We start from the raw sequence: 6,834 nt of genomic DNA, 5'->3' as shown, positions 1-6,834 counted from the left end.
ACTCCGGCGATCAAGGCAAGTACAACAGGGCTGATCAGCGTCACATTCCAGTCAATCTGTTTGGTATTTTTGAGATAAATCAACAAAAGTAAAATCAGGTATAATACACTGATTACGATGAAGTTGATCAAACCTGTACTTCCCTTCCTGACCGAGCCGCTGGTACTCAGCCAGACCAGTCCGGCCATAATTTCAGTTGAAGAAACCAGCAGGAACAATGCGGTTAAAAGCATCCAGAACGGAAAGGAGTAAGTAGCAGCGGCCAGCGCGGTGAAACTGATCGGAGATGTAAAATACGCAACCGCACAAATCAGCACAGACGCGCCGAGTGTACCTGCTATCCGCATACTTATCCCGGCATCCTGCCTGAATGCGTGGAAATAATAGGTTACAATACCGTAGATCATCACGGTTATAATGAATAGCAGCTTGTTTCCTTCCCCGGTGCCAGATAACATTTCCAGCTTTGAAAAGCCAAGAAACATAATAAAGATCACCATACCAGCCAGGTACCAAAACCTGGATAATGTGGTGAGTGCAGCCAGGATCAGGCTGATACCGATAATTGCGAAGAACCAGAATACCTGCACAGTAAGATAATCAATGTCCATAACTGAGGCCATGAAGCTTTCAGTTACAAGGTGCGATGGAGTAGAAACCCCATACTGCCACTGCCCGATCCGGAGAAAATCCACAACGGTACCCACTTCCGACATTTCACTCACTACATTCCAGCGGACTACATTTTGGAGTGGGTCAATGCATTTAAGTACAAAAAATACAATTGCAAGAAACAGAACAGCCAGCATTGCAACTGCCATCCTTCGCTCAGATACTGACCAGACCTTCCAGAAAAAAACTTCCTTCATATTAGAGATCGCAGACTTCTTTTTGGGATTTTAATAATTGTAATTACCTGAACGAAAATATCAGCGACCTGTTATTTCGACCAGATCTGATGTTTGAAGTAATTCAAGTGCATTTGCCAGATTGGCTGTAAAAATCTCCTTTAACCTTGCCGTCGAGGTATTGCCGCAAGTTAGCGGATGAATGTCGAAGATTCAGAAATTGAGCAGAACAGCATTCGTGATTGAAATTCGACTTAATCCATGGGGCCAGGCCTGGGGAAAGTTGGGCATCAAGAATGATCATCAAGCTGCCTGAAGTACCGGGTGATTGAGCTTAGCCGCAGCATAAAGGAGGCAGGCAGTAATATCTTCGGGTTCCAGATCCGGCAACTCCTCCCCTATAATCTGCGCCGGAGTAAGACCGGCAGCAAGCAGCTCAATCACATCTGTTACCCTGATGCGCATATTACGTATACACGGCTTTCCACCACATTGGTCAGGATTGAATGTTATACGTTCCAGCAACTGCGCATTCATGTTTTCTTCTATTTAAAGCGGATACTTCGTTTACGTATTCCGGTGTTATTGATACTCGAACATTTTTTATATCTGCAACAATGTTAAACGCTAAGCATTCCCTATTTCAAACAATCAAAATTCTATTTAGCTCTCAACAAAGTAGGTATTTTCTAAAAAATATCCAATAAATCAATAATTCCGCTCTTGGTACTGACCAAATTATCTCCTACTTTTGCGGTCTGAAAAAAACCTCATTCGAGATAATCAAATTCATATAATGGCAAACGCGACAAACATAGGAAAAATTACGCAGGTAATTGGTCCGGTTGTAGACGTATCATTTGAAGATGCCACAAGCATTCCTTCGATCCTCGATGCGCTGGAAGTCATCAAACCAAACGGTTCAAAAGTAGTTCTTGAGTGCCAGCAGCACTTGGGCGAAGACCGTATCCGCACTATCGCAATGGATAGTACCGAGGGTATGCAACGCGGAATGGAAGTTCGTCCGCTGGGTGCTCCTATCAAAATGCCAATCGGTGAAGGCATTAAAGGTCGACTATTCAATGTAATCGGTGAAGCGATCGACGGACTTACACCTTTGGATTCATCAAACGGTATCTCTATCCACCGTGCAGCTCCGAAATTCGAAGAGCTGGCGACATCAACCGAAATCCTTTTCACAGGTATCAAAGTAATCGATTTGCTTGCTCCTTATGTAAAAGGTGGTAAAATCGGTTTGTTTGGTGGTGCTGGTGTTGGTAAAACCGTTTTGATCCAGGAATTGATCAACAATATCGCGAAAGCTTATGCTGGTCTTTCTGTATTCGCAGGTGTTGGAGAGCGTACCCGCGAAGGAAATGACTTAATGCGTGAAATGATCGAAGCCGGTATTATTAAATACGGCGACGATTTCAAACATAGTATGGAAGAAGGCGGCTGGGATATTTCAAAAGTGGACTATTCTACTCTGAAAGACTCACAGGCAACTTTCGTTTTCGGACAAATGAACGAGCCTCCTGGCGCACGTGCTCGCGTGGCATTGTCAGGTTTGACAATGGCGGAATATTTCCGTGATGGTGACGGCGAAGGTCAGGGTCGTGACATTCTTTTCTTTATCGACAATATCTTCCGTTTTACACAAGCAGGTTCAGAGGTATCCGCTCTCTTGGGACGTATGCCATCTGCGGTAGGTTACCAGCCAACACTGGCAACGGAAATGGGACAAATGCAGGAACGCATTACCTCAACAAAACGTGGTTCAATCACTTCCGTACAGGCTGTTTACGTACCTGCGGATGACTTGACTGACCCTGCTCCTGCAACTACATTTGCTCACTTGGATGCAACTACAGTACTAAGCCGTAAAGTTTCTGAAAAAGGTATCTACCCTGCAGTGGATCCACTCGATTCAGCTTCACGCATTTTGAATGCAGAAACCCTGGGCGCAGCTCACTACGATTGCGCACAGCGCGTGAAAAATATTTTGCAACGCTACAAAGAATTGCAGGATATCATCGCGATCCTTGGTATGGAAGAACTTTCTGACGAGGACAAGCTGGTAGTATCCCGCGCTCGTCGTGTGGAACGTTTCTTGTCGCAGCCATTCTTTGTTGCTGAGCAGTTTACAGGTTTGAAAGGAACTTTGGTAGATATCAATGATACCATCAAAGGATTTAACCTGATCATGGACGGAGCTTACGATCACCTTCCTGAAATGGCATTCAACCTCGTTGGAACCATTGAAGACGCGCAGGCAAAAGGAGAAAAAATGCTTGCAGAAGCAACGAGATAAGTTAAGAGTTTGAAGTTTATGAGTTTATGAGCGACAGCCGCAATTTTATTTACTCATAAATTCCTGAACTCATAAACTCTTAAACCGTAGCGGCGGACCGCTAAAAACTTCCAACCATGCATTTAGAAATAATTACCCCAGATAAGAAAGTTTTTGCCGGAGAGGCAACTGCTGTAACATTACCGGGTACGGAAGGACAATTCCAGGTCCTGAACCGCCACGCGCCACTTGTAAGTACACTTGGAAAAGGTGATGTGGTAATTGATACCGGAGCTGCAAAACAATCTTTCCTGATCGACGGCGGCGTTGTGGAAGTACTTAACAATAAAGTGCTTGTACTGGCAGAAGCGATTCTCTAAGGAAATTAGGTTATAGATTAAAAAACGGATGTCGTGAGAACGGTATCCGTTTTTTTTTGCCAAATTTTTTTATTGGGTTAATCTTACCTTTCACGGGATTGTAAGAGCAGTAATCAGTATCACTAATCTATATGCATTTCTTCATCGAGCTATCCCTCGATATACTAGTGGGCAGAAGATGTTTTAGCTCGCCTAAACGCATTGTAGTTCCTTACGCATATAGAAGTTACAAAAAGAAAAAGTTTTCCTATTTTCGGAAAGCATAATCCTTCACTCTCAGACATGACACAATCCTCTTCGAAAAATGAGCTTTTCAAAATATTGGGAGTAGGATTTGGCATAGCAGTTACCGTGGGCGGCACAATTGGTACCGGCATATTGCGCAAGCTTGGACCCATTGCAGCCCAGCTAGGCGAACCCTGGTTAATTATGCTGCTCTGGGCGGCAGTGAGCCTGTATGCATTCCTCGGTACACTCTGCACCATCGAACTAGGCACCTCGGTCCCCAAAGCCGGCGCCTGGTATGTTTACGCGCAACGCGCTTTTGGCAGTTATGCCGGATTTGTGGTTGGTATCAACAGCTGGCTCGGCACCTGCTCGGCGCTTGGTTTCGGAGTATATACCATGAGCGAGTACCTGGCATTGCTTATTCCTACATTGACAGGCTACGAACCTTACGTGGCAGCCGCTATTTTACTGGTACTGACATGTATACACTGGATCGGCCTTGCATTGGCGAGCAGTTTTCAGAATATCATGAGTGTTCTTAAAGGCATCGGGCTTTTTGTATTCGTGGCGGTTTGCTATATCTACGGGGATGAAGTTACAGCCGAACAAGCACATACAACCACCAGCAAGATCATAGCTACCGGCAGCTGGATTGCACCGGTAATTTTTTCATTACAGGCTATTTTTTACACCTACGACGGCTGGCACACCGCGGCTTACTTTTCAGAAGAAGACCGGGATCCAGGCAAAAACCTGCCCCGCTCTATGATGGGAGGCGTATTGTTGATCATAGCCATTTACCTGCTCTGTAACCTGGCTATCCTGCACGTACTGCCCATGAACGAGCTATCACAGTCCAAACTGGCTGCGGCAGACGCGATAAGGCTGATTTTCGGGGAAGGCTCCGGAAAAATCGTTACGCTGTTTCTGATGATATCGATTTTGGGGATCGTCAACGCGCAGTTGCTCTTTAATCCGCGCGTACTCTATTCGATGAGCCGTGACGGGCTGTTTTTGCCTTCCGGGACTTCCGTTAACCGCGGGGGCACACCAGCTGTTGCTATGCTGGTAACTTCCGGTGTCGCAATTCTTTTGATATTAATTGGAAAAGATGCGTGTGAGAAGCTGTCTGACATCGCCACTTTCTTTTTTGTGCTCGGATATGCTTCCGGATTTGCGTCACTACTTGCCTTGAGAAGGAAAGAGCCGGCGCTGCCGCGTCCGTGGAAGGTACCTGCGTACCCGGTTTTGCCCATTGTCATGCTGATTTGTTCCATTGCATTTCTAATTGGTGCGGTGATACAAGACCTGGCGAGTAGCCAGTTTGCCTTGTTATTTCTTGTGATCAGTTACCCGGCATATTTGCTTGTGCGCCGGGCCAATAGCTAAGTACCTTTCATCTACAACAAACTAAAACATGCCACAATGCACAAAAGTCACATCAGGATTCTCGCGGCCGCATTATTCCTTTTTATAGTCGCATTTAGATGGGCAGACGAGGATTTTACCAAAACGATCTCCGAGAAACTGCTCAGGTACAGGCAGGCTTTCCCGGTTGAAAAAGCCTATCTGCATACAGACAAGCCTTATTATATGACAGGCGACACGCTCTGGTACAATGCATTTCTGGTTGAAGGCGCCCTTCACAGTCCCGACAGCGCCAGCAATTTGCTTTATGTTGACCTGATCGACCAACGCTCTGGCAAAAATTTCGCATTAAGGCGCACTTACCTGACAGGCGGTGTTGGGAACGGTGAAATTGTACTGGCCGACTCCATTCCGCCCGGCGCATACTCGCTGCGTGCGTATACAAACTGGATGCGCAATGCACCTGACTCTTTTTTCTTCCACAAGGACATTCAGGTTTTTGATCCCGCAGGCACTATGCCGGCTCCTGCTACCGGTAAAGTTGATTTGCAATTCTTCCCGGAAGGCGGCGCGCTTGTTGCCGAAATTGCTACCAGGATTGCATTCAAAGCGGTAAATGCGTCTGGTAAGGGAGAGGGTGTGAAAGGCTTTATTATGGACCAGAACAATGATACCGTCGCTTCTTTCAAAAGTGAGCATCTGGGAATGGGCCGGTTTCAATTCGCGGCTAAATCCGGCGCTTCTTACACCGCCTTCTTAAAGGAAAAAAGCGGCAGTGTAACAAAGTATGAATTTCCGAAAGTGAATGAAACGGGGTATACACTTGTTGTTGATAATACTTCCAATCCGCTGAAAACGAGAATAATCGCTTACGCGAAGGTACCTGGTAAAGCAGAGGTTCCGGTTAACATAGTTGGTCACTCCCGTGGTATCGTTGCTTTTGTTGCCAAAGGTAAAATTTCAAGCAGAGGCTTGATGATGAATGTTCCCAATACCGATTTGCCGGATGGAATTACACATTTAACCCTGTTCGATGAAGAAAACAAGCCGGTAAGCGAGCGGCTGATCTTTATCGACCATAATCATAGTCTGCGGGTTCGGGTAGCACCTTCAAAAGCTGCTTACAAGCAACGTGAACAAGCAGAAATCGAGATTGCGGTGAGTGATACCGCAGGAAAGCCGGTACAAACGCACCTGTCTGTTTCCATTACCGATGCCGGACAAATACAGCAACAAATCCACGATCAGAACATTGTCTCTTATTTACTGCTTTCCTCTGATTTGAGAGGGTTTGTCGAACAGCCCGGCTACTATTTTGACGAAACCCAGACAGAGCGGAAAATGCACCGCGACTTCCTGATGATGACGCAGGGCTGGACCAGGTTCAAATGGGACGAAGTACTCCGCGACTCGCTTGAAGCGCCCAAATATTTCCTGGAACAAGGGATTACATTTGCCGGAGAAGCACGCAGGAACAAGAGACCCGCAGAAAAAACCGCCCTTTCTATTTACCTCAGCACAGACAGCCTCAGCAATTTCCTGACTGCCGAAACAGATGAAAAAGGACAATTTGCATTGTACAACCTCATTTTTGAGGATTCGTTGAAAGTTCGCGTGCAGGGAATGGGCAAAAAGGGAAATCAGAATCTGAATTTCAGCATTTTCCCTCAGGAGATTCCAAGAATATCTCCCAGCCAGAATCCTTATTTCCCGCTTACGG

The 6,834-nt window shown here is 46.0% G+C and carries 5 protein-coding genes and 1 pseudogene; 4 read left to right on the top strand and 2 right to left on the bottom strand.

Annotated elements, in window-relative coordinates; all coding sequences use genetic code 11:
- Positions 1-869, bottom strand: a pseudogene (locus ACTIE6_RS14330) (hypothetical protein); the annotation flags it as partial.
- A gap of 282 nt (positions 870-1,151) precedes the next feature.
- Complete coding sequence (locus ACTIE6_RS14325; protein ID WP_439557292.1) at positions 1,152-1,385, bottom strand: DUF433 domain-containing protein; 234 nt, start codon at positions 1,383-1,385, stop codon at positions 1,152-1,154.
- A 259-nt stretch (positions 1,386-1,644) separates the two neighbouring features.
- Here ACTIE6_RS14325 and atpD point away from each other — a divergent pair, with 259 nt between their 5' ends.
- The 4 genes from atpD to ACTIE6_RS14305 all read left to right on the top strand — a co-directional run.
- On the top strand, positions 1,645-3,159 hold the full coding sequence (gene atpD, locus ACTIE6_RS14320) for a F0F1 ATP synthase subunit beta (RefSeq protein ID WP_439557291.1): 1,515 nt from the start codon (positions 1,645-1,647) through the stop codon (positions 3,157-3,159).
- Between the two features lie 116 nt (positions 3,160-3,275).
- Positions 3,276-3,518: an ATP synthase F1 subunit epsilon gene (gene atpC, locus ACTIE6_RS14315; protein WP_056290653.1), complete on the top strand. Its 243-nt coding sequence runs from the start codon at positions 3,276-3,278 to the stop codon at positions 3,516-3,518.
- A gap of 282 nt (positions 3,519-3,800) precedes the next feature.
- Positions 3,801-5,135 carry an APC family permease gene (locus tag ACTIE6_RS14310; RefSeq protein WP_439557290.1) on the top strand — a complete coding sequence of 445 codons (1,335 nt, stop codon included), beginning with the start codon at positions 3,801-3,803 and terminating at the stop codon, positions 5,133-5,135.
- A gap of 36 nt (positions 5,136-5,171) precedes the next feature.
- A partial coding sequence (locus ACTIE6_RS14305) for a TonB-dependent receptor (protein ID WP_439557289.1) occupies positions 5,172-6,834 on the top strand: 1,663 nt, incomplete at its 3' end.

It is taken from the genome of Dyadobacter sp., from assembly GCF_051859145.1.
Lineage (GTDB): Bacteria > Bacteroidota > Bacteroidia > Cytophagales > Spirosomataceae > Dyadobacter.
Note: the sequence above shows the minus strand (reverse complement) of the source record. Positions and strands in the feature narration are given on the sequence as shown.